The sequence below is a fragment of the Streptomyces sp. NPDC001100 genome (assembly GCF_053598575.1).
Window position 1 is genome coordinate 41515 of sequence record NZ_JBSFKO010000037.1, and the last position, 21709, is coordinate 63223.

Genomic DNA, 21709 nt, shown 5'->3' on the forward strand with positions numbered 1-21709 from the left:
TGACTGTCAAGTCGCGGCGATCCGATTCAGACGGTCGGCGACGGCTTCCGGCTCGCTGACCATCAGGTCGTGGCCGTTGTCGATGTCCCACAACCGCCCGGCCGCACGCGCCGGTTCGAGGTCCGCGGGATCGCGGAAGGGCAGGGTCGAGGTGCAGACGATCTGCGACTGCGGCAGCGCGCGCACCGCCGCCCCGAGCCGGGGCGGAGGCGGGAGGCGCCGACCTGGTTCAACTTTCCGGTGTTCAGGTCCAGTTGATACGCGAACTCCGTGTCCGCGCGTCCCCGGCGCCGACCGAGTCGTACACGCGGGCGGGCAGCGCGGGTTGGCGGTGCGGGCGGCCGTCGAGGAGCGCGAAGGCTCCCTCCGCGCCCAGCTTGATCACGGCACCGGAGGGGGCGACACACGTCCCCCGGGTCTTTGACCCGGGGGACGTTCGTTGAGGGGAAGGTTGGCCGGCCCGAGCCATTGGCACACATCACCCTCGGGCACGTTGTCAGTGCCCACGACTATGGTCGCAAGCGCGCGGCCGGTTTCCGGGGGTTCCAGCTCCGTAGGGAATGGTTGCATCCCCGACCTGTCCGGGGGCGGCCCGGAGAACACGTCCGGGACCCAACCGACGGCCGGGCCCAGCTGATGACCAAGCAGTGACCTGCCAGCGCCGGCCGCGCACTACCTGCCTCTCGGGGCAGGTGGCTCACAGGTGTTGCTTGCCCCGGCTGACAAGTCGGCTGATGCCAGCGCGAGTTCGCGCCCTCCGAGCGTCGAACTCGTCCCTGCCGTCGGCCTTGGGTATCACCGTGATGTCGGCGAGCACGTCCTCCGCGACCCGGCTCAGGGCTTCGTCGTCCGTGAGCATCTGCACCCGGAACAGGGCCTCTTGGGCGTTGGAGCGCAGGTCGTAGGCACGAATGCGCACCGCGTCCGGGTCTTCCGGCGGTGGTTGCTCATGCTCGCAGAACCAGAGATGGACCAGGCAGCGCCGATAGTTGAGCAGTGCGCCGGCGTACACGGAGTAGGCATCGAGCCGTTCCTGCCGAAGCTTCTCGCGGCGCGCGAACTGGTGACTCCTGTCGGTGGTGCGCTGCTGGAACGCCAGAGTGATCCCCGACCCGAGCAGCGTCCCCAGGACGGCTATGCCACTGGCGATGATGGTCTCCACGGGCCCAGCTGATCACGCGAGGTCGGCCTCGGCACGCTGTATGCGGGAGGCGCAAGTGATGACCTGGACGGGCAGGCAGGTCGAAGCCTCATCAACCCTCGTCGCTTTCACCGTGGTTCCCCGCTGTTTCCTTCCTGCTCCAGGCCGCGAGCAGGGAGCGCGCAGAGAAAATACGCGCCCAAACCCCACTACGCGATCCTTGTTGCGCTCCACTGCCCTCATCCAAGCTCCTGCACGCCCCTCCATCACTCTTCCGAGGCCGTAACCAGTGCTTGAACAATGGCCTCTCGTGCCGTCGCTCGTCGCAGTGGTGGCGCTTGCTCCGTGCCGGGGGGAACCGGTACCGGGCAGCAGCAGGCAACAGGGCGGCCCAACGGCCGTCGGGGAAAGAAGCGGCGCCCATGCCGCGGGGGGCAACAACCACACCATGTCCGACCACATGATCACCGCTGGACGCCCAAGCTCAGCGGTCAGGGTCCTGTCAGGCCTTCTGCCCACTGACGAAAGCCGCCGTCAGGGCCGCTCCGACCGCAGCAGAGGTCGACGTGGACACGGCTCGCACCGCCGAAGGCTGGTCACCCAGGGCGCGGCCCCGTTGCTGGAGACCGCCGTGATCCTGCCCGCGCGGGACGAGGAGGCAGGCGTGTTGCTTGCCCTGGAATCACTGGCTGCTCAGAGCGCACCACCCGCCCTGATCGTCGTCGTGGTCAACAACTCCTCCGACCGGACCGAGGAGTTCGCACGTCGATTCGCCGACCGCCCCGGTGTGCCGCGCACGGTCGTCTTCAATCTGCCGGACAACCCGCACAAGAAGGCAGGTGCCCTCAACCACGGCATCGACTGGCTGAACCGTGCATCCGGTGGACTCGCATCGGCCGCAAAGTACCTGCTGGTCATGGACGCGGACACCAGCCTGCACCCGAAATTTTTGGAACGGGCGCGCAACGTCATGGCCTCCGACCGGCGACTGGGCGGACTCAGCGCCACCTGCCTCGGCCGCACCGGACTGTGGAAGAACCTCTGGCAGCGCTATCTGCTGGGTATGCAGATCATGGAATACGGGCGCTACGCCCGTGGCCGCTACCGCCTCGGTATCCACAGCATGTCGGGCGCCGGCTCCTTCTACCGCACCGAGGCGCTGCTGAGCATCCTGCGCTGGCGCGGCGAGGTGTTCTGGGAGGACCACGCCAACCTCGTGGAGGACTACGAGACGACGCTCGCGTTGAAGGAAGCGGGCTGGAAGGTCACGGCCAACCAGCACTGCATCGCCTACACGGACCTCATGCCGACCCTGCGCGAGCTGATCGGTCAGCGGGAACGCTGGGGGCGGGGAACGGTCGACACCCTACGGCGCCGCGGCTGGACCAAGCACACCTGGTTCTCCATCACCAGCATGGTGTTCGGCTTCGTCGGCTTCCTCTACACGCTGGGCTGGCTGGCCACCTGGACGGGCGTGATCGCTCACACGGGCTTCGTCATGGACCCGGTTTGGTTGTGCCTGGTCGCCTTCTGGATCGCGTACGCCGCCTTCCGTACCCGCCACCTCGGCTGGAAGGGCGTCCTGGTCGACGTACTGATGCTGCCGGGCCTGGTCTTCTCCACGGTGCGCGCCTACTGGTTCGTCTCCTCGGTCGTGAAGTCGTACGCCACGCGCGTCTCCGCCTGGAAGTGACCCGAACCGCCGCACCGACGCGCCCCGAGAACTTGATCCACCGAACACACCTGATCCGATGCGACCGGCAGGTCGCCGAGAGGAAAACGATCATGAACTACCTCAGCGGTACCGGAACCGGAATCGTCGCCGGAGGCGTGTCTCTCGCCGCCACCGGGGCATCCTCCACCGCCCACCTGATCATCGCAGCCAGCCTGACCCTGGTCCTGGGCGGCCTGACAACCTACGCCGCGGCCGTCCGCCGCCGACGCCGCGACGCCAACGCGGCCAGTCGCTGATCCGGAGACCGTCCACTGTCGTCATGTTCAGAGGGCTGGACCACTTTCTGTGGTCCAGCCCTCTGGATTGGCAGACGGTATGAGATCCGAACTCAGGGGAGGCCGATCGCTGGTTGCGGGTGCAGGGCAGAACAGGGCCACGCACGAGCCCTGATATCGCGACGACTGGTACGACGCGCGATGCGGTGGCTGTCGGCCGAACTCGGCTGGTCGTTGCGTGGAGCAGAAAGGCCCAGGTCACCGACCCGGGCCTTGTCCGTGCAGCTGAGCCCCCCCTCAGCCCGTCGCCCCCGGCTTGATCACCGTGTCCACGAAGTCGCCGATCGCTCCCAGCGTCGCGCCCAGTTGCTCGATCTGGGGGAAGTGGGCCGCGTCCGCGATCGGGACGAAGTGGGCGTTGGGGAAGGAGTCGGCGTAGCCCCGGCCGTACTTGAGGGGGGCTATGCCGTCTTCCTCGCCCCAGATGACCAGGACGGGGACCGTCACGCGGTGGAGGCGGGCGCGGAGTTTCGGGTCGTAGGTGAAGTGTTCGCCGCCGTACACGGCCAGGGTCTGTTGGTTGGCGGCTCCCGCGGCGCGCTGCTCCGGGGTGAAGGAAGCGAAGTCAGGGCGGAACTCGGCCTTGGCGAAGGAGAGTTGGCTGATGTCGGCCGGGGTCATGGGGCGGGGGTCGACGACGCGGTTCTCGACCATGTGGGCGTGGATGCCGACCGCGTTCAGGAGGGTCAGGGCGCCTATGCGGCCCTGGTTGTCGCGCAGGGCCATCTCCGCGGCGATCCAGCCGCCGACGGAGTTGCCGATCACCATGACGTCCTTGAGGTCCAGGGTGTCGAGCAGGTCCAGGTAGGCGATGGCCAGGTCGGCGACGGTGTCGAAGCGTTCCGGGCGGGGGGTGCCGTCGAAGCCGGGGTGGGTCGGGGTGACGACGTAGACGTGTTCGGAGAGGGCGTTCGAGAGGCCGGCGACCGTGCGGGGGCCGGCGCCGCCGTGCAGGACCAGGACGCCGGTGCCCGCGGTGTTCTCGCCGAACTCCTGGATGGTGACGGTGAGTCCGCCGGGGAGGGCGACGGAGCGGGCGGGGACGGGAGCGGAAGACGTGGCGGAGGTGGGCATCGTGAGTCCTTTTCGCTTGGCTCGCTTGGGCTTTGGTGCTTGCTGAGAGCTGGCTCTCATGAAGATAGGGGGTTGACTCTCTTTATGCAAGTTAACTCTCATGATGAGAGTTTGGTGTGCCGAGGGAGGGGCGGGGGTGCGGGATGCCAAGCGGTGGGAGGGGTGCGCCCGGTCGGCTACTGGGGAGTGCCGGGGTGTAGGCGCTCGGCCGGGGTGCGGGTCGGCAGGCCGCGCAGGAGGGTGTCCAGGAACAGGTCAAAGCGGGGATGGGCCGCGCCCAGGCCTCGGTCCGTCTCCGTCGCGGCCGGCCACCGGACCACGCAGGGTCCGAAGATGTACCAGCTCTGTTCTCCCTCCACCGGTTCCGCGCAGGCGGTGGCGAAGGCCGCGGTGACGCGTGTGCGCAGGCGGCCGATACAGAGGCGGCTTCCACGCCCCTTCGGCTACCGCCGCGCTCGCCCTGCTGATCGGCGTCAGCGTCAGTGTCGGCATCAGGGGCATGGGCAGGGGCAGGGGCAACCTCTCCCGGGTTAAAGGGTGTTGAGCAGGTCGTCGAGGGGCGTGGGGGTGCGGTCGGGGGTGAGGGCCTCGACCAGCACCCGGCCGTAGTGGATCTTGCGGCCCGACGTCGTGCCGAAGAAGCGTCTCAACTGCTGCTGGACGGTGCGGTCTTGCTGGGCGGGCTGGTTCAGGAAGGTGCGCAGGGGGCGCAAGTCGCCCTCCGCGTCGATGAGTTCGGTGACGCGGGTCGGGCCCAGTGCGCGGATCAGTTCGTCCTCCAGGTCCGCCTCGCAGACGAAGAAGGTTTGCTGCGGCGCGCCCACGCTGTCGAAAGCCCGGGTGTAGTAGGGGCGTTCGCGTTCGTCGCACAGGCCGGTCAGGCGTAGGCCCAGGCCGGAGGGGGACGGGCCGAGGAGGCGGGCGTAGCGGCCTACGTTCATCGCGCCGCCCATCGACAGGACGCAGACCCCTTCGGCGGGCAGGTCCCGGCCGCGGGCGGTGGCGAGTGCGTCTACGGCTGCGACGTCACTGGGGCCTTCGAGCAGTACGGCGACCCGGACACCGAGTTCCGCAGCCAACTCGCGTGCCGCGTCTCCGGGGTCACCGGCCGCCGCCCACACCGCGACCGCCTCCCGGAACCTCTCCATCTCCCCCGTGCTCACCATGCCGACCATGAGATGAGTCTCCGTCCTGCCCCGGCCGATCCGGTAGGGGTTTTCCGGGAGGGCGGGCCGGTTACGCGTCCGGCAGTGAGCCCGCGAGGTGTTCCCAGGCCGTCGCATACGACTGCCACGCGGGCTGTATCGTCCGGTCGGATTCCTCGCGTCGGAGGACACGGTCGTAGACGACCACCCGCGTCGCCTGGCACACGTCGGCCACGGCCCAGGACGCTTCCCGGTCCGCGCGCCAGGGCGAACCGGTGACCGGGACATCGACCCAGAGAAAGCGGGAGTCCGCCGGATCGGCGCCGAACGCCCGCCGGGCGGTCCGGCGTTCCTTCGCCGACGGCGTCCGGAACGACCACGCCGGCTCACCCAGGTGCCGCTCGACTCGCTCCCATGTGGCCGGACCTCCCTGGATCTCGACCAGGGTGACCACGATGCAGTCGGGACTCGACCGGGTCATCAACAACCCTTCCGCTGTTCGGCGTTCGGGGGCGGCGCGGGGATGTTCCCATCGGCCCGCGTTTCGCTGTGCTGGTCGACCCGCACAGCGAACGCGTTGTCGGTGCAGGTGACGCAGAAGTGCTCATCGACGTCGTTCTCTGCTTGTACCGGGGCCGTTCCCCGCCGGAGCCTCAGACCAGTCGCCGCAGATCCTCCAAGTACCGCAGGACGGCCGCGACCCGGCGGTCCACCTGGTCCGTCGGGGAGAGGTCGAGCTTGGCGAAGATGCTGCGGATGTGTTTGTGGACGGCGCCGTCGGTGACGACGAGCCGTTCGGCGATGGCGGAGTTGCCCAACCCCTCGGCCATCAGGGCGAGTACGTCGCGTTCGCGGGGGCTGAGGCGCTCCAGGCGGGTGTCCTGGCGGGAGCGGGTGAAGAGCTGGGCGACGACCTCGGGGTCGATGGCGGTGCCGCCGGCGGCCACCCGGTGCAGTGCGTCGAGGAACTCCTCGACGCGGCCCACGCGTTCCTTGAGGAGATAGCCGAGGCCGTTCACCCCGCCGCCGAGCAGTTCGGTGGCGAAGCTCTGCTCGACGTAGGCCGAGAGGACCAGTACCGCCAGGTCGGGGCGGCGGCGCCTGGCCTCGACCGCGGCGACGATGCCCTCGTCGGTGTGCGTCGGCGGCATCCGTACGTCGAGGATGGCGACGTCCGGCCGGTGTACGTCGATGGCGTCGAGCGCCTCGTCGGGGGTACCGGCGGTGGCCACCACGTCCAGCCCCTCCGCGCGCAGCAGCAGCGCGAGCCCCTCGCGCAGCAGGGGGTCGTCCTCGGCGATCACGATCCGCATGACACGGTCCCTCTCATGTACGTCAGGAGCCACTGGGGAGATCCACGGCCAGGACGGTCGGGCCGCCCGGCGGGCTGGTCAGGGTGAGGGCGCCGTCGTGGGCGGCGATCCGGCGGCGGATGCCGGTCAGACCGGAGCCGTCTGCCTCGTCGGCTCCACCCCGCCCGTCGTCCTCGACCGACAGCATCAGCCTGCCGCCGCTCCCGCGTGCCGTGACCGTCGCGTGCCGCGCGCCGCTGTGCTTGGCGATGTTGGTGAGGGCCTCGGCGACGACGAAGTAGGCGGTCGCCTCGACGGACGCGGCACAGCGCGCGGGCACGTCCACGTCGATCCGGCACGGCACCGCGCAGTCCGCGGCGAGACCGGAGAGCGCGCCCGCGAGTCCCCGGTCGGCCAGGACGGGCGGCAGGATGCCGCGTGCGACCGTCCGCAGTTCGGCCAGGGCCTGTTCGGCGGCGGACTGGGCACGTTCGAGGAGTTCGTCGGCGCCGGCCGGGTCGCGGGCGACCATGCGGCGGGACGCCCCGATCAACACGGCCACGGAGACGAGGCGGTTCTGCGCGCCGTCGTGCAACGAGCGCTCGATGCGCCGCAGTTCGGTGGCGTGCGCGTCGAGGGCGGCGGCCCGGGTGGCGGTCAACTCCGCCACCCGCAGGGAGAGATCGACGTCGGGACCGGCCGCGAGGAGCCCTCGTCCGGGGTCCGACTGGAGCCGGGCCATGCCGGGCGTCAGCCCCAGGATGATCGCGATCCAGCCGACGCCCAGCAGCGCCACGGCGAGGGCGTCCGCCCAGGTGTGCGCGTTGCCGACGCCCAGGGAGGTGGCCGTCGTGTTCGCGGGCAGGAACCTCCAGTACAGCGGGAACGCGGTGTCCCGCACGGCGAGGACCGGCAGCAGCACGCCGAGCAGCCCGAGCAGCAGACCCAGGGTGGAGTGCCGTACCAGCCAGCGCAGTTCGCGGTGGGTGGTGGCGTCGGCGAGGGCGAGCCGCAGCCGGGTGGGCGGCGGCTCCGGGGCGACGACCTCGGGACCCCGGCGGGCGAGCCGCTCGCGTTCCCGGCCGGCCAGCGCGTGCAGGGCGCGCAGCAGCGCGGGCACCATGAGCAGGCCGACCCCTACGACACTCGTCGCGGCGGTGACGGCCAGCCACAGCAGCAACAGCCCCGCGAGCACTGCCGTGTTGAGGCCGGAGGCGAGCTGGGCGAGGGACTGGCCCGCGGTGCTCAGGGCCCGTAGCGCGAGGTGCCGGACGCTCTCGCGCGGGGCGGCCGCCCCGGCACCGGCCGCCCCGCCGCCCTCGCTCGTGCTCGTTGTCATGCGAACGACCCTATGCCGTACGGCAGCTCCGCGCGGGCGCGGACCGGTAGGAGTACAGCCTGCTGTACCCCGCATCCGGTGGGCTGCGGGATCGGCCGGGAGGGGTGCCGGTCCCTAGCGTCGACGACGACAGCGGAAGCCGTACGAAACCCCGGGAGCAGCCCCGATGCAGAACACGACGATCCCCGATCCCGCCGACCGGATCGGCGCCGGCGACATCGCCCGCGCGCTGCTCTGGGTCGTGGTGGTGGCCAGCGCGCTCGCCAACATGGCGGCCTCCTTCGGCGGCGCCGGCACCTGGGTGCACCTGGTGTGCGGCGCGGTCACCGTGCTGTGCGCGGGCACCCTCGTCGTACGGAACCTGCGGGGCCGGCGATGAACACCATCCGTACCGCTGTGACCGCCGTGGACGCCCCCGCCATCGCCCTGGAGGGCGTCAGCAAGGCCTACCCGGGAGGTGTACGGGCCCTGGACGACGTGTCGTTGACCGTGGAGCGCGGCACCTTCCTCGCCGTGATGGGCCCTTCGGGCTCCGGCAAGAGCACGCTGATGCACTGTGCCGCCGGGCTCGACTCGCCGACGTCGGGCAGTGTCCGTATCGACGGTCACGAGATCGCCGGACTGAACGAGACCCGGCGCACCCGACTCCGGCGGGAGCGCGTCGGGTTCGTTTTCCAGGCCTACAACCTGATCCCCTCCCTCTCGATCGAGGACAACATCACGCTGCCGCTCCGGCTGGCGGGCCGCCGTGCCGACCGGGACTGGCTGCGCACGCTGGTGGAGCGGGTCGGGCTGGCCGACCGGTTGTCCCACCGCCCAGCCGAGCTCTCCGGCGGTCAGCAGCAACGGGCCGCCGTAGTACGGGCGTTGGTGGCGCGGCCCGCCGTCGTGTTCGCCGACGAACCGACCGGCGCGCTCGATCTGCGCAGCGCCCACGAAGTCCTCGACCTGCTGCGCGACCTCGTGAACGATCTGCGCCAGACGGTGGTGATGGTCACCCACGACCCGGCCGCCGCCGCGCGCGCCCACCATGTGCTGGTGATGGCGGACGGCCGGGTGGTCGAGGCCCTCAAGGCGCCGACCGCCCCCGAACTGGCAAGCCGCCTCGTCGAGTTGGGGAGGGTCTGAGCCATGTTCCGTCTCGCGCTGCAGATGGTCGGCCACCGGATCACCGCACTGATCGCCGTGGCCTGCGCGGTCCTCGGTGGTGCCGCGCTGCTCACCGCCACCGGTGTCCTGGCCGAGTCCGGCCTCCGCTCCCACCTGCCCGCCGGCCGGCTCGCGGGCGCGTCGGTCGTGGTCGCCGCCGACCAGGAGTACCACCCGCCCGGCGACCTCGCGCTCGCCCTCCCGGAGCGGCGCCGCGTCTCGGCCCAACTGGTCCGCCAACTGGGCGAGTTGCCGGGCGTCACCGCAGCGGTCGGTGACATGAGCTTTCCCGCCGCCCTCCTCGACGCCCACGGGCGGGTCGTACCGGTGAAGGACCCGCAGGTGGCGGGGCACGGCTGGTCCTCGACCGGGCTGCTGGCCGGTGCGCCGCGCGTCACCGGCAGCGCGCCGACCGCCTCCGACCGGGTCGCCGTGGACAGCGCCACCGCCGCGGCGGCGGGCATCGGGCCGGGCGACACGGTCCAGGTCGTCGTCAACGCCCGTCCGGCCAGGGGCTATCGGGTCTCGGCGGTGGTCGACGCGCCGGGCGCGGGCGTCTACTTCGCCGATACGGCGGCCCTGCGACTCTCCGAGCACGCGGACCGGGTCGACCTGGTGGGGCTGCGGACCGCGCCCGGTGCCGAGGAGCGGGTGGCCGCCGAGGTGCGTACGAAGCTGAAGGGCACCGGGCTGCTCACCGTCACCGGGGCCGGGCGGGGCGACACGGCCGCGCCCGGGGCCGGGGCGTCCCGTTCGCTGCTGGTGCTGCTGGCCGGTTCGCTGTCCGGGATCGTGGTGCTGATCACCGGGTTCGTGATGGCGAGCGCCCTGGCCGTGTCGATCGGCGGGCAGCGCCGCGACCTGGCGCTGATGCGGGCCGTGGGGGCGAGCCCGAAGCAGATCCGGCGGCTGGCCGCCGCGCAGTCCACCGTCGTCGCGGCGGTCGCCGTGGGACCCGGCGTCGGACTCGGCTATCTGCTCGCCGGACAGTTCCGGCGACTGCTCGCCGACCGTGGGGTCGTACCGCCCGAACTCCCGCTCACCTTCAGCCCGTTGCCCGCTCTCGCGGCGATCGTCCTGCTGGTCCTCGCCGTGCAGGTGTCGGCCCGCTGCTCGGCCTGGCGCACCTCGCGGATGCCGGCCACCGAGGCGGTCGCCGAGTCCCGCAGCGAGCCGCGCGAGCCCTCGCGGACCCGGACGCGGATCGGGCTCGTCGTGATGGCCGTCGCGATGGTGATGTCGGTGCTGCCGTTGTTCTCCCGCACGGTCATCGGCGCCACGGCGACCTCGATCGCCGGGATCGTCGGGGCGATCGGCCTGGCCCTGACGGGTCCGGCGCTGGTGCGGGGCATCGGCGGTGCGGCGGTCCGGGCGACGCGGCACGGCGGTTCGGCGTCGACCTGGCTGGCGATGGCCAACCTGCGCGCCTACGCCCTGCGCAACGCGGGCATCGTCTCCACGCTGGCCATGGCGGTCGTGTTCGTGCTGACGTACACCTTCACCCAGACCACCGTGCTGGCCGCCACCGCGCACGACACCAGCACCGGAACACTGGCGCAACTACGGCTCGGCGCACCGGGGTTGGGCGGCCTGCCCGACGGCACGGCCGCTGCCGTACGGAAGACGGCCGGGGTGCGGGCCGCCGCGCCGGTCACCACGACGACCGTGGTGTGGGAGTACGAGCAGTTCGGCGACAAGGCGAGCGAGTCCGGCTCCGCGACGATCCTCACCCCGGACGCGGCGGGCGTCCTCGACCTCGACGTCCGGGACGGCGGGCTCGACCGGCTCACCGGCGCGACCGTCGCCGTCAGCAGCGATGTCGCCCGCAGCCGCTCCGCGACGGTGGGCCGTACGGTGAGCCTGGTCCTCGGTGACGGCACCCGCGTGAAGGCGAGGGTCGTGGCCGAGTACGGGCGGGGCCTGGGCTTCGGCTCGGTGGTGCTCTCGCACGACCTCGCCGCCGGACACACCACGACGGCGCTCGACCAGTCCCTCCTGATCCGCACCGACGGCACGGCCGCGGCCCGCCGGCACCTGACCGCCCTCGCGGCCGACCGCCCGGGTCTGGTCCTCGCGCCCGCCAACTCCCCTTCCACCGGCGGACTTTCGGACGCCCCGCCCGAGGTGTGGATCAACCTCGCCCTCATCGTGGTGCTGCTCGTCTACCTCCTGCTGAGCATCGCCAACAAACTGGTCGCGGCCACCGCGCAGCGCCGGGTCGAACTCGGCGCCCTCCGCCTCAACGGCACCACACCCCGGCAGATCCGCGCCATGATGCGCCGTGAGGCCGCGGTCACCGCCGCCACCGCGCTCACCGCCGCCCTGCTGCTCTCCGCGGTGCCCCTCGCCCTCCTCGGCCAGGGCTTCCTCGGCCGCCCCTGGCCGGCAGGCCCCGTCTGGCTGCTCCCCGCGCTTGCCCTCACGGTCACGGCGACGGCCTTCCTCACCATCGAACTCCCCACCCGCCAGGCCCTGCGGACCCCGCCGGCCGACGCGATCCGCGCTCAGTGAGCCAGGGGCGGTACGGGAGCGTGAAGTGAGTACGGGATGATCCGGCCCGGCGGTGAAAGGAACCGGCCGGAGCCGGACAGGACAGGTCGTGGAATCCATGACGGAACAGGAGACGCGCCGGATGCGGCGGGCGCGTTTCGAAGGGCTGGCGCGGGTGGTGGTGGAACCCCTGCACCGGTATCTGCTGCGGCGGGCGAGCACCGAGACGGCCGAGGACGTCCTCTCGGAGACGCTGCTGGTGCTGTGGCGGCGCCTCGACGACGTCCCCGGGCTCGGTGACGACGTCATGCCGGACCCCGACGACGTACTTCCCTGGTGCTACGGGGTGGCTCGGGGTTGCCTCGCCAACGCCCGCCGGGCCGACGGGCGCAGGCTCCGGCTGGTGGAGCGGCTGATCAGGACCCAGCAGCGGGCACCGGAGGAGGCCGCCGAGCACAGCGAACTGCATGCCGCGCTCGACTCCCTCGGGGCGGCGGACCGTGAGGTGGTGCGGCTGTGGGCGTGGGAGGGGCTGGCACCGCGGCAGATCGCGGAGGCGACCGGGTCGACGCCCAACGCGGTGAGCATCCGGCTGCACCGGGCGAAGGCGAGACTCGCCGACCGGCTGGGGCGAAAGAATGCCGACCGGCCCGGACACAAGAGCGATGAAGGAAGGAGCGGTCAGTGAACGACGACGAGTTGCTGGCCCGGCTGAAGGCCGCGGACCCCGCGCTGACCCGTAGTGCTCCGGCGCCCGACATCGATCAGCTCGTGGAGGCCACGTTGAACACCGTCACACCTACAGCCCCTCTTACCGCCGGTGCGCCTTCGGTACGGCCCCGCCGGCACCTCCTCGGACTCGTGGCGGCGGTCGGGCTGCTCGTGCTCGGCGGCGGTATCGGGGTGGGGGCATTGGCGAACGGCGGTGGCGGTGGTACGTCCAACAATCAGGCAGGCGCCGGGAGTTCGGCCGCCGCCGGGGCCCTGCGGCTCACCGCCGCGGGCGGCTCCGCCAAGTGCGTGGCGCCGACCCCCGACACCCTGCGCGGATACCCGACGCTCTTCATCGGAACGGTCACGTCCGTCAAGGGCACCGTGGTCACCTTCCGCGTCGACCACTGGCTGAAGGGCGGCACCGCTCGCACGGTCGTCCTCGACAGTGACACCAGCCGCCCGGAGGCGCTCACGTTCTCGAACGGCGAGCGCTACATCGTGGCCGCCAAGGACGGCGTGGTGCCCGTGTGCGGCGCGAACGGCGTCACGGCCGACGACATCGCCAAGTTCCGCGAGGCGTACGGGAAATGACCACCGGCCCCGGTCCCGGCTACCGCAGTGCGCTCGCGCGCCGGTGGCCGGGGATGTCCAGCCACCGGGCCGCGGCCGTGCGTGCCACCGGAAGGAAGTCGGCCCGGGTCAGGATCGCGGTGAGCAGGTCGTCGCGCGAGGCCATGCCCAGCGCGTAGACCAGGCTCTCCAGCGTCGCCGCGGTCACCGGGTCCCGGTCGCTCAGCCACACGGCGTGGTGGTGGGCGACGGCCGTCCGCAGGAAGTCCCCGCCGGCCCGGTCGGCCGCCACATGGCCCAGGCCGCGCACGGCGGCGTACGCCGTGGGCCGCGGCACGCTCGGCAGCACCGCGAGCCGCTGGAGCAGCCCGCGGTGGCGGTGGTCGCCCAGGACGCGCAGCGCGTCCAGCAGCACCACCGCGAGCCGCTCGTGCCGGACGGCCGGCGGGCGGACCAGCTCGGCGGCGAGCGCGTCCGCGAGCACCGGGCGGTACGGGGTGGCCGCGAGCAGGAAGGCGGCGTAGAGCCGGACGTCGAAGAGCGGACTGGCCAGCGTCTCGGCGACCAGCGCGGCCGGGATCGCGGGATCGCACACCCGGTCCGGTTCTACGGTGCTCAGCCGCGCCGTCACCCTGCCGACCGCCGCCGCCACCAGCGCACGGGCATCCGGATCGGACTCACCCCCGTTCCAGTGGTGCTCGTCCGGCCGGGCCGAGCCGCGGCGGCCCCGTACGGCCCGGGCATACTCGGGGTGCAGCGCGGACAGGTGCCCGCGCAGCGGCTCGACCTGGTCGCCGGTCGGGCCGTCGCCGCTGGAGTCCCGTACCGCCCGGACAAGAGTCCGCAGCTGGCCGTCGTCGAAGTGCCGGTAGCGGACCTTGCGGAAACACGCCATCACCGCGCCCCGGTGCGCCAACGGCCCGCTGGGGCGGGCGAGTTCGCTCAGCACCAGGTCGGCCGCGTCGGGGTGGCCGCAGTTGTCCAGCGCGCAGACGATCTCGGTGGCCGTCAGCCGGGCCCGTCCGGCGGCCATCGCACCGCACACGGCGATGACGGTACGGCCGCCCCGCCGGTGGTTCAGCAGCCGGTTGAGGGACTCGAAGCGGAGCATCCACGGCAGGTCGTCGGCGATCACCATCTCCTCGACGAGCCGTTCGGCCAGCGCGGACCAGGTGCCCGACGGCATCAGCACCACGTCGGGACGCGCGCACAGCCCGTCCACCAGCTGGTCCCAGTCGTCACCGGTCATCACATCGCCGGACACCGCCTGCTCCAGCAGGTCTTCCAGCGGCCGTAGGGCAGGACCCGCCGGGTCGACGTCCAGGACGGGACCGGGCGCCCAGTAGCGCCAGACGGTGCGCGCGGTGGCGGTAAGTGTGTTGCGGGGAAGGGCGAGCAGTTCCTCGTAGCGGCGAACCGCCTGCCAGGGAACGGGAGTTCGGCCCGTCTCCCAGCGGGACACGGTGCTGACGCTCACCTCGCGGTCGTACACCCCGCCGTGGAAGGCCGCCGCGAAGGCCGGCAGCGATCTCAGCGAACTCTCCCCGGCCAGCAGACGGTTGACCCGTAACAGCCAGGCGACGCGGGCCCGTCGGCCCAGTGCGGAACCCGCGGCGACCACCGCGTGAGCATCCATCCGGCAAGTCTGGCAGGAGCCGGACATCACCAGGGCAAGGACGACAAATCTCACCGCCGTAGCCCATTTCCCGCGTCCCGGCGACCGCCGTTGCACCGTCCGGCGAGCCGTGCAACGCGCCCGGAACGGGCCCCGCCGACGGGGTAACAACGGAGAACCGGCCCCTGACGGGCGGGTCCGGCACGGGGGTGCGGACCCGCCCTGTCGGCGGGGCGGGTGCGTGCCCCTCGGGGTGACGAACGTCCGTCCGATCGAGTGGACTCGCGGGGACGCGCACCGCAGGAGGACCCTCCGCCGGACTCCGGATGGTGGCGTGGCCACCTCAACCCCCAACCGGAAGAAGCGCCCCGGCATGCGACGTACTCCTTCCCGACGCCTGGTGGCAGCCGCGCTGCTGGCGGCGTCCGTACTGATTCCGACGGCAACCACATCCGCCGGGGCCACGCCGGCCACGGCAACCGTCTCCTTCGCGGGCGGCGACCGGGACGACTGCCCGGCGGGCCCGGCGGGCGGCCTCGGTCGTACGACGACCGCGCGGCTGGACAGGGCCGTCGCCGACGTCCGCCGGCAGGCCGGCATCCCCGGTGTCGTCGTCGGGCTGTGGATGCCGGGCAAGGGGTGCTACGTCCGCGCGACCGGCGAGGCCGACACCGTCACCCACCGCCCGATGACCACCGACCTGTACGCGCGCATCGGCAGCGAGACCAAGACCTTCACGGTCACCGCGCTGCTCAGGCTCGTCGACGAGGGGCGGATCCGGCTGGACGACCCGATCTCGCGCTACGTCCGCGGGGTGCCCGACGGCCGGCACATCACGCTGCGCCAGCTGGCCGAGATGCGCAGCGGACTGTTCCCGTACACCGCCGACCCCGGCTTCGTGCACGACCTGCTGAGCGACACCGGCCGCTACTTCACCCCGCGTGAGGTGCTCGCGTACGGCTTCAAGCACGACAACACGTTCGCGCCGGGCAAGCGGTTCGAGTACTCCAACACCAATCTGGTGCTGCTCGGCCTGGTGATCGAGAAGGTCAGCGGTCAGCGCGCCGCCGACTTCATCGACCGGCGGGTGCTGCGCCCGGCCCGCCTGGGCCGCACGCTGTTCCCCGACGGCCCCCGGTTCCCCGACCCGCACGCGCGCGGCTACACCAACCAGACGCTGAGCGGAGCGGTCGCCGACGCCACGGACTGGAACCCCAGCTGGGCCTGGACGGCCGGGGCGATGATCTCCGACCTGCACGATCTGCGCAGCTGGGCCAGGACCGTCGCCACGGGCACCCTCCTCAGCCCGGAGACCCAGCGGCAGCGGCTCAGGATGCTGCCGACCGGCTTCCCCGGCCTCAGCTACGGCCTGGGCATCTTCGAGAGCGGCGGCTGGATCGGCCACAACGGCTCCATCCCTGGCTACGAGACCGTGACCGTCTACCTCCCCTCGCAGCGGGCCACCCTGGTCGTCATCCTCAACACCGACATCACCTACGGCGGCCAGGAACCGTCCTCACTCGTCGCCCGCGCGGTCACCGAGATCGTCACCCCCAACCACGTCTACGACCGCCCGGTCCCGTCGGACCAGCAGCAGTCCCTCCGCTAGCGGCCCGCTGGACGGAGGCGGCACAGGGACGAGGAAGCCCCCCTTTCCCGTCCCTGTGCCGTCTGCACCGCACCGCCCTATGCGGCCGGCCCGCCGAGGTCCGCTTCCTCGGGCACGATCTCCAGGTCGATCTCCGGGCGGCCGAGCAGCGGGCCCGGCGAGACCGCGCTCCGGCGGCCAGAACTCGGGCTTCGTACCGGGTACGGGGTCGTCGCCGCCCTCCAGCCACAGGCTCTCGCCCCCGCCGGGGGTGAAGAAGGACACCATGGGCGCCTGCTCGCCTGTGCGGTTGCGGAACCGGTGCCGGGTGCCCCGCGGCACGAAGACGAAGTCACCGGGATGCGCGACGAAGGTCTGGTCGCCGTTCAGGAATTCCAGCGAGCCCGACACATATGGAGGGCGACGCCGATCTCCTGGTTGCTGAGCCGGCCGGGCGATCCGCGAGTACTTCCGGCGTGAGGACATCGTGCCGGCCACCAAGGCCCGCTGCCTTGGGGCCTCTTCGGTGTACGGGCCCTCGTGGTTCCGACGGTCGGCTCGGCTATGTGATGGGGAAGTCGAAATAGGTGTCCGGGTGGGGTTCGGACTTCAGGGTGTAGTGCCACCACTCGCAGGCGTACGAGCTGAAACCCGTGGTGTCCATGACCGCGTCGGCCGTGCTCGACGGGCGGTCGGCCGAGCCGGGTGGTCTCTTCGTCGCCTTCGCCGGGAGCGTGTCGACGGCCACGACTACGCTGGACAGGCGGGCCGTGCAGGTGCGGTGGCCGTGCTCGGTTCACGGGTCACACCGCTGCCCACCGTCGTCGTAGAAGATGCCCGGGCCGCGCTGCAGGTGCTTGCCGCGTATGTCGTGGGGCGGCTGCGGGACGGGGCAACCGCGCTTGGACCGGCCGAGGTTGGGCCGGCCGTTGTCGCGCTGACCGGGTCCCAGGGCAAGACCGGTACCAAGGACCTGTTGGCGGCCGTGCTGTCGAGTACCGCCGAGCCGACCGTTGCCACGATCGGGTCGTTCAACAACGAGCTCGGTGTGCCGCTCACCATGCTGCGGGCGGACGCGGCCACCCGGTTCCTGGTGCTTGAGATGGGCGCCCGGCATGTCGGTGACATCGCCGACGTAGCGCACCGCCCGGCCGCCGGTGCCGACCTTGAACCGGATCAGTCCGAGGTGCGGGTCGTCGGTGTCGAGGGTGGGGGTGATGCCGCGCAGGTCGTAGACGTCGCAGCCGGCGGCCAGTGAGTCGCGGATCATCGCCCACTGGCAGGCGTTGGAGCCGCGCACCTCGCGCTTCTCGGTGGAGGAGGCGCCGTAGGAGTACCAGGCGTGGGCGCCGACGCGGACCAGGACGGTGGCGGCGACCGGATCGCCGCGATGGTGGGCCAGGTAGAGCCTGATCCGGTCGGGGTCCTCGGCGTTCAGGGCCGCGAACATGGTCTCGAAGTAGCGCAGCGGGCGGGGCGTGAAGCGGTCGCGTTCGGCGGTGCGGACGTAGAGGTCGTGGAATGCCTTCAGGTCCCCACCCGTGGTGACCTCGACCCCTTCCTTCGCCGCCTTGATGACCGGACCCTCGGGGAGGTAGGCCAGCGTGAAACGGTCGAGCCGCGGTACCGGGCGGTGCAGGACGAGCCCGGCACCGACCAGCCGCCGGCCGTCGAACCAGCCCAGCGACTCGCTGCGCCACTCGGTCTTCACGCGCCCCCAGGCCGGGGTTTGCAGAAAGCTCACCGACCGCTGCGCCCGTACGAACGCCAGGTGCTCGGCGGCGCCGATCGGCTCAACTGTCAGACTCCGGGCTGCTGTTCGGGCTCGCTCGCTGTGGACCACGCTGTCAGTCAAAGCGCTGCTGTGTTGCCGGCGCGTATGCGGTTTCCGATACACCGGCGATATGGTCCGCACGTTTCGGAGCCACGGCCGCACACGACTTCACGTGGCCGCAGGCGTGTTCACCAGCTGATCCCCGCCGCCACCGGCAAGTGGTCGCTCCCCGTGGCCGGCAGCACCCACGCCTTCGTCGGCCGTACGCCCCGCACCAGGATCTGGTCGATCCGCGCCACCGGGAACTTCGCCGGCCAGCTGAAGCCGAAGCCGTCCCCGGCCGCGTCCTGGACCGAACGCAGCTGTGAGGTCAGACCGGTCAACCCGCGGTCGTCCGTGGTGCCGTTGAGGTCGCCGAGCAGCACCATCCGCTGGTCCGGCTCGGCGGCGACGGCCTTGGCGAGCGCCTTCGCGCCGCGGTCCCGGTCGGCCGTGCGGAAGCCGCTGCTGGGCAGCACGCGTACGGATCCCAGATGGGCCACGTACACCGCGAGCGGCCCCCGGTCCGTGGTGACCGTGGTGCGCAGCGCCCGGTTCTCGGCCGCCCTGGCGCCGGCCGGCAGGCGGTCCGCCAGCGGCCCGACGTCCATCGCGGTGTCGACCGCCCGGGTGTCCGACAGCGGCAGCCTGCTCCACACCCCGACCGTGCCGAGCACCGCGTGGTACGGGTACGCCGTCGCCAGCTCCTTCTCGTACGTGCCGCTCGCCCGCGCGGTCAGCTCCTCCAGCGCCAGTACGTCTGCGCCGGAGGCGGCCAGGTCGCGGGCGGTGCCGGCCGGATCGGGGTTGTCGGCGCCCACGTTGTGACTGACCACGGTGAGGTCGCCGGCCCCGTCGGACCTGTCGCCGAGGAGCCCGCCGAAGAGGTTCAGCCACACCGTGACCGGCAGCACCAGCGCGAGCGTCGCGGAGGCCGAGCGGCGCCGGAGCGCGCGGGCCAGCAGCACCGGCACGAACAGACCGAACCACGGCAGGAAGGTCTCCACCAGGCTGCCGAGCCCCCCGACCCGGTTCGGGATCCACGAGTGCAGCAGCATGAGCAGCCCGAGCGACAGCGCGAGCACGGCCGACACCCGGGCACGCTTCCAGGGCCCCGGCCGGGTGGCGAGGCGGATCGTCCGGCGGACGCGGGTGTGCCGGGTGCCGGTGTCGCGACGGCCCGCGCTTCCCTCTTGCCCGGCGTTGTCCACTCGACCGGCGTCCACCCCAGTGCTCATGCCGTCAGTCAAGGCCGCCCGGTGTTGCCGCCGCGTATGAGCTTTTCGATATGTCACCGATACGCGCCGGCTCGTAGCCTCGGTGGCATGCGTGTGCTGATCGTCGAGGACGAGCCCTATCTGGCCGAAGCCGTCCGTGACGGCCTGCGCCTGGAGGCGATCGCGGCCGACATCGCGGGCGACGGCGACACCGCCCTGGAACTGCTGGACATCAACACCTACGACATCGCCGTCCTCGACCGTGACATCCCCGGCCCCTCCGGAGACGAGGTCGCCCGCCGTATCGTCGCCTCCGGCAGCGGCGTCCCGATCCTCATGCTCACCGCCGCCGACCGCATCGACGACAAGGCGTCCGGCTTCGGACTCGGCGCCGACGACTACCTCACGAAACCCTTCGAGCTCCGCGAGCTCGTGCTCAGGCTCCGAGCCCTCGACCGCAGGCGCGGCCACAACAGACCGCCCGTGCGGGAGATCGCGGGGCTACGGCTCGACCCCTTCCGTCGCGAGGTCTTCCGTGAGGGACGCCATGTCGCTCTCACCCGCAAGCAGTTCGCGGTGCTGGAGGTCCTCGTCGCCGCCGAGGGCGGTGTCGTCAGCGCTGAGGACCTGCTGGAACGGGCCTGGGACGAGAACGCCAACCCCTTCACCAACGCCGTCCGCATCACCGTGTCGGCACTGCGCAAACGGCTCGGCGAACCCTGGCTGATCGCCACGGTGCCGGGCGTCGGCTACCGCATCGACGCAGTGACCGACGGAGCAGTGACCGACGGAGCAGCGACCGACGGAGGCCCCCGTGGATAGGCCCCCCGGCCTCAGCGTCCGCGTCAAACTCACCCTCAGCTACGCCGGGTTCCTCATGGTCGCCGGTGTGCTGCTGCTCTCCGCCGTGTGGGTGTTCCTCAGCCGGGTGCCGCATATCGGGCTGATCCTCATGCCCGGCTACCAGGGCGCCGTCGTGCGCGCCTTCGCCCCGATCGCGGCCGTCTCGCTGGTGTGCCTGCTGGTGTTCGGGGTCGTCGGAGGCTGGTTCCTGGCCGGCCGGATGCTCGCCCCGCTGACCCGTATCACCGGCGCCACCCGGCTGGCCGCGACCGGATCGCTCTCGCACCGGATCCAACTGCCGGGCAGCAACGACGAGTTCCGCGAGCTGGCCGACTCCTTCGACACGATGCTCGCGCGGCTCGAAACACATGTCGCCGGTCAGCGGAGGTTCGCGGCCAACGCCTCGCACGAGCTGCGCACCCCGCTGGCCATCTCGAAGACGCTCCTCGACGTGGCCCGTACGGACCCGGCCTGCGACACCGGCGAGGTCATCGACCGCCTGCACGCCGTCAACACGCGGGCGATCGACCTCGTCGAGGCCCTGCTGCTGCTCAGCCGCGCCGACCAGCGGTCCTTCACCCCGGAACCCGTCGACCTGTCCCTGCTGGCGGAGGAGGCCACCGAGACGCTGCTGCCGCTCGCGGAGAAGCACGGCGTCACCGTAGAGACCGGCGGCGACATCACCCCCACCACCGGATCGTCGGCGCTGCTCCTGCAGCTGACCACGAACCTCGTGCACAACGCGATCGTCCACAACCTGCCCGCGGAGGGCACGGTGCGGGTGACCACGGAGGTCCGCCCGTCGACGGTGGCGCTCACCGTCGAGAACACCGGCGAGAGGCTCACCCCGCAACTGGTCTCGACGCTCACCGAACCGTTCCAGCGTGGCACCGAGCGCGTCCACAGCGACCAGGCGGGCGTCGGCCTCGGCCTGGCCATCGTCAAGACCATCACCGACGCGCACGACGGCACCCTCACCCTCACCCCCCGCCCCGCCGGCGGACTCCGGATCACCGTGGAACTTCCCACGCGGAACCCCAGGCCGTACGAACGGCATCCCGCCGTCGGCCGGTGCTGATCTCCGTAGGTCACCCTCCGACCCGACCGGAACGGTCCGCGCGGGGGCATGCTGGTGGTCCTGTACGCGCGGGCCGGGAGGTGCCGGGATGCGGTGGTGGGCCGGAAGCTGGACGGTCGCCGTGGCGGTCGTCCTGGCGGGATGTCACGCCTCGGCGGGCGGCGGAACGGTGAGCGGGACACCGGAGAGCGGCGGGAGTCCCACCGGGGGAAGCCCGTCGGCGTCGGCGACCGGTTCCTCCGCCTCGGCGGAGAGCTGTGCCGCCGGGCGTGCGGAGGTCGTCGTCGATCCCGGTGACGCGGTCGCGCGGCGGCTCTGTGTGCGTCCCGGGACCGTGGTGTCGCTGGTGCTGAGGCCGCGCGTGGACGACAAACGGTGGACGGCCGTGCGCAGTTCCGCGCCGGTGTTCGTCCTCGTGTCGGGCTGGCGGGTGGACCCGGACGGTACGGCCCGTGCCTCGCTGCGGTGTGCGGGGACCAGGGGCGGTAGGGCGGACGTCACCGCGTCGGCGAAGGCGCCGGACGTGGCGGGCGCGGCACGGACCGCCTTCACGCTGCACGTGAGTGTGGTGCCGTACACGACGAGGGGGTGACCCCGGTGGTCCGGGGTCACCCCTGTCGGTCGTCTCCGG

General features: G+C 71.8%; 22 protein-coding genes and 3 pseudogenes. 11 read left to right on the plus strand and 14 right to left on the minus strand.

Going from position 1 to position 21709, the window contains the following annotated elements; all coding sequences use genetic code 11:
• Positions 1-6: 6 nt before the first annotated feature.
• From ACWDEW_RS38320 to ACWDEW_RS38330, 3 genes are all read right to left on the minus strand, one after another.
• A complete protein-coding gene (locus tag ACWDEW_RS38320; RefSeq protein WP_450519313.1) occupies positions 7-186 on the minus strand; it encodes a hypothetical protein in 180 nt (59 codons plus the stop codon).
• A gap of 58 nt (positions 187-244) precedes the next feature.
• Positions 245-385 (minus strand): hypothetical protein, encoded by a 141-nt coding sequence (locus tag ACWDEW_RS38325; protein WP_450519315.1) that lies wholly within the window; start codon positions 383-385, stop codon positions 245-247.
• A gap of 312 nt (positions 386-697) precedes the next feature.
• Positions 698-1162, minus strand: a complete 465-nt coding sequence (locus ACWDEW_RS38330; RefSeq protein ID WP_450519317.1) for a hypothetical protein — start codon at positions 1160-1162, stop codon at positions 698-700.
• A gap of 610 nt (positions 1163-1772) precedes the next feature.
• Here ACWDEW_RS38330 and ACWDEW_RS38335 point away from each other — a divergent pair.
• Both ACWDEW_RS38335 and ACWDEW_RS38340 read left to right on the plus strand, forming a co-directional pair.
• Complete coding sequence (locus tag ACWDEW_RS38335) at positions 1773-2834, plus strand: glycosyltransferase (RefSeq protein WP_450519319.1); 1062 nt, start codon at positions 1773-1775, stop codon at positions 2832-2834.
• 92 nt (positions 2835-2926) lie between these two features.
• Complete coding sequence (locus ACWDEW_RS38340; protein WP_450519321.1) at positions 2927-3112, plus strand: hypothetical protein; 186 nt, start codon at positions 2927-2929, stop codon at positions 3110-3112.
• A gap of 276 nt (positions 3113-3388) precedes the next feature.
• Here ACWDEW_RS38340 and ACWDEW_RS38345 read toward each other — a convergent pair whose 3' ends face one another.
• The 5 genes from ACWDEW_RS38345 to ACWDEW_RS38365 all read right to left on the minus strand — a co-directional run bounded on the left by ACWDEW_RS38345 (position 3389) and on the right by ACWDEW_RS38365 (position 8001).
• A complete protein-coding gene (locus tag ACWDEW_RS38345) occupies positions 3389-4225 on the minus strand; it encodes an alpha/beta fold hydrolase (RefSeq protein WP_450519323.1) in 837 nt (278 codons plus the stop codon).
• 530 nt (positions 4226-4755) lie between these two features.
• Complete coding sequence (locus ACWDEW_RS38350; RefSeq protein ID WP_450519325.1) at positions 4756-5400, minus strand: TOPRIM nucleotidyl transferase/hydrolase domain-containing protein; 645 nt, start codon at positions 5398-5400, stop codon at positions 4756-4758.
• A gap of 61 nt (positions 5401-5461) precedes the next feature.
• Positions 5462-5851 carry a hypothetical protein gene (locus ACWDEW_RS38355; RefSeq protein WP_450519327.1) on the minus strand — a complete coding sequence of 130 codons (390 nt, stop codon included), beginning with the start codon at positions 5849-5851 and terminating at the stop codon, positions 5462-5464.
• A 172-nt stretch (positions 5852-6023) separates the two neighbouring features.
• Positions 6024-6683: a response regulator transcription factor gene (locus ACWDEW_RS38360; protein ID WP_381246144.1), complete on the minus strand. Its 660-nt coding sequence runs from the start codon at positions 6681-6683 to the stop codon at positions 6024-6026.
• 22 nt (positions 6684-6705) lie between these two features.
• On the minus strand, positions 6706-8001 hold the full coding sequence (locus tag ACWDEW_RS38365) for a sensor histidine kinase (protein WP_450519329.1): 1296 nt from the start codon (positions 7999-8001) through the stop codon (positions 6706-6708).
• Positions 8002-8167: 166 nt separating this feature from the next.
• Between ACWDEW_RS38365 and ACWDEW_RS38370 the strand changes: the two genes are divergently transcribed.
• The 5 genes from ACWDEW_RS38370 (at position 8168) to ACWDEW_RS38390 (ending at position 12945) form a co-directional block, all read left to right on the plus strand.
• Positions 8168-8380 (plus strand): hypothetical protein, encoded by a 213-nt coding sequence (locus tag ACWDEW_RS38370; RefSeq protein ID WP_450519331.1) that lies wholly within the window; start codon positions 8168-8170, stop codon positions 8378-8380.
• Positions 8377-9129 carry an ABC transporter ATP-binding protein gene (locus tag ACWDEW_RS38375; RefSeq protein WP_450519332.1) on the plus strand — a complete coding sequence of 251 codons (753 nt, stop codon included), beginning with the start codon at positions 8377-8379 and terminating at the stop codon, positions 9127-9129. Before ACWDEW_RS38370 ends, ACWDEW_RS38375 begins: the two co-directional genes overlap by 4 nt.
• A gap of 3 nt (positions 9130-9132) precedes the next feature.
• The gene (locus tag ACWDEW_RS38380; protein WP_450519334.1) at positions 9133-11661 is read left to right on the plus strand and encodes an FtsX-like permease family protein; all 2529 of its coding nucleotides are present in this window, start codon (positions 9133-9135) and stop codon (positions 11659-11661) included.
• A 97-nt stretch (positions 11662-11758) separates the two neighbouring features.
• Positions 11759-12328 (plus strand): RNA polymerase sigma factor, encoded by a 570-nt coding sequence (locus ACWDEW_RS38385; protein ID WP_450519430.1) that lies wholly within the window; start codon positions 11759-11761, stop codon positions 12326-12328.
• Positions 12325-12945: a hypothetical protein gene (locus ACWDEW_RS38390; RefSeq protein ID WP_450519336.1), complete on the plus strand. Its 621-nt coding sequence runs from the start codon at positions 12325-12327 to the stop codon at positions 12943-12945. Before ACWDEW_RS38385 ends, ACWDEW_RS38390 begins: the two co-directional genes overlap by 4 nt.
• A 19-nt stretch (positions 12946-12964) precedes the next feature.
• Here ACWDEW_RS38390 and ACWDEW_RS38395 read toward each other — a convergent pair whose 3' ends face one another.
• Positions 12965-14560: an XRE family transcriptional regulator gene (locus ACWDEW_RS38395; protein WP_450519338.1), complete on the minus strand. Its 1596-nt coding sequence runs from the start codon at positions 14558-14560 to the stop codon at positions 12965-12967.
• A 352-nt stretch (positions 14561-14912) separates the two neighbouring features.
• Between ACWDEW_RS38395 and ACWDEW_RS38400 the strand changes: the two genes are divergently transcribed.
• Positions 14913-16148: a serine hydrolase domain-containing protein gene (locus ACWDEW_RS38400; protein ID WP_450519340.1), complete on the plus strand. Its 1236-nt coding sequence runs from the start codon at positions 14913-14915 to the stop codon at positions 16146-16148.
• On the opposite strand, the gene ACWDEW_RS38405 is transcribed toward ACWDEW_RS38400, so the two are convergent.
• A complete protein-coding gene (locus tag ACWDEW_RS38405) occupies positions 16056-16613 on the minus strand; it encodes a cupin domain-containing protein (RefSeq protein ID WP_450519342.1) in 558 nt (185 codons plus the stop codon). The genes ACWDEW_RS38400 and ACWDEW_RS38405 overlap by 93 nt on opposite strands.
• 76 nt (positions 16614-16689) lie before the next feature.
• Positions 16690-16785 (minus strand): annotated as a pseudogene (locus ACWDEW_RS38410) (M15 family metallopeptidase); the annotation flags it as partial.
• Here ACWDEW_RS38410 and ACWDEW_RS38415 point away from each other — a divergent pair.
• Positions 16772-17265 (plus strand): annotated as a pseudogene (locus ACWDEW_RS38415) (Mur ligase family protein); the annotation flags it as partial. The pseudogenes ACWDEW_RS38410 and ACWDEW_RS38415 overlap by 14 nt on opposite strands.
• Here the strand turns inward: ACWDEW_RS38415 and ACWDEW_RS38420 are convergent.
• Together ACWDEW_RS38420 and ACWDEW_RS38425 are read right to left on the minus strand one after the other, a co-directional pair.
• Positions 17239-17970 (minus strand): annotated as a pseudogene (locus tag ACWDEW_RS38420) (lipid II:glycine glycyltransferase FemX); the annotation flags it as partial. The pseudogenes ACWDEW_RS38415 and ACWDEW_RS38420 overlap by 27 nt on opposite strands.
• A 119-nt stretch (positions 17971-18089) precedes the next feature.
• Entirely contained in the window at positions 18090-19178 is a 1089-nt protein-coding gene (locus ACWDEW_RS38425) for an endonuclease/exonuclease/phosphatase family protein (protein ID WP_450519344.1), read from the minus strand.
• Positions 19179-19265: 87 nt separating this feature from the next.
• On the opposite strand from ACWDEW_RS38425, the gene ACWDEW_RS38430 reads away from it, so the two are divergent.
• Together ACWDEW_RS38430 and ACWDEW_RS38435 are read left to right on the plus strand one after the other, a co-directional pair.
• Positions 19266-19979, plus strand: a complete 714-nt coding sequence (locus ACWDEW_RS38430) for a response regulator transcription factor (protein WP_450519346.1) — start codon at positions 19266-19268, stop codon at positions 19977-19979.
• Entirely contained in the window at positions 19972-21078 is a 1107-nt protein-coding gene (locus ACWDEW_RS38435; RefSeq protein WP_450519348.1) for a sensor histidine kinase, read from the plus strand. The genes ACWDEW_RS38430 and ACWDEW_RS38435 overlap by 8 nt, the downstream gene beginning before the upstream one ends.
• A 144-nt stretch (positions 21079-21222) precedes the next feature.
• Here ACWDEW_RS38435 and ACWDEW_RS38440 read toward each other — a convergent pair whose 3' ends face one another.
• Positions 21223-21690, minus strand: coding sequence for a hypothetical protein (locus ACWDEW_RS38440; RefSeq protein ID WP_450519350.1), 468 nt, complete (start codon positions 21688-21690; stop codon positions 21223-21225).
• Positions 21691-21709 lie beyond the last annotated feature (19 nt).